The organism is Vibrio sp. T9 (genome assembly GCF_003123985.1).
In the GTDB taxonomy this organism is placed as follows: domain Bacteria; phylum Pseudomonadota; class Gammaproteobacteria; order Enterobacterales; family Vibrionaceae; genus Vibrio; species Vibrio diabolicus.
In genome coordinates this window covers 1-380 of the sequence record NZ_NIGY01000094.1, presented here as the reverse complement: position 1 = coordinate 380, position 380 = coordinate 1, and the positions used below count along the sequence as shown (strand labels likewise).

The window sequence follows — 380 nt, the reverse complement described above, 5'->3', positions numbered from 1 at the left end:
CACGCTCAACGTCCATCAGCTGAAGGACCGCCTCGCCGCCGGGGACATCACCCTCGTCGACGTACGTCCGGCCCACGCCCGCGCCATGGCCGCACCGCTCGCCGGCGCGCGCATCCTCGAAGAGGAAGGTTACGAAGCACTCGCCCAGCTGCCGAAGGACGCACCGATCGCGTTCATCTGCCATCACGGCGTGTCCAGCCGCGCCGCGGCCGAGCGCTTCGCCGCGCACGGCTTCACGCAGCTGTTCAATGTCGAAGGCGGCATGGACGCGTGGTCGCGCGAAGTGGATCCCACCGTCCCGCGCTACTGAGCAGGCGCCGGCTCCCGCACGACGCTCAGCTTTCCAATCAGTTCGACAAGACGGCGCCTTCGGGCGCCGT

General features: G+C 69.2%; 1 protein-coding gene. It reads left to right on the top strand.

Going from position 1 to position 380, the window contains the following annotated elements:
- Window positions 1–310: rhodanese-like domain-containing protein (locus CBX98_RS25585; RefSeq protein WP_146192921.1), on the top strand; the 310-nt coding region annotated here is incomplete at its 5' end.
- Window positions 311–380 lie beyond the last annotated feature (70 nt).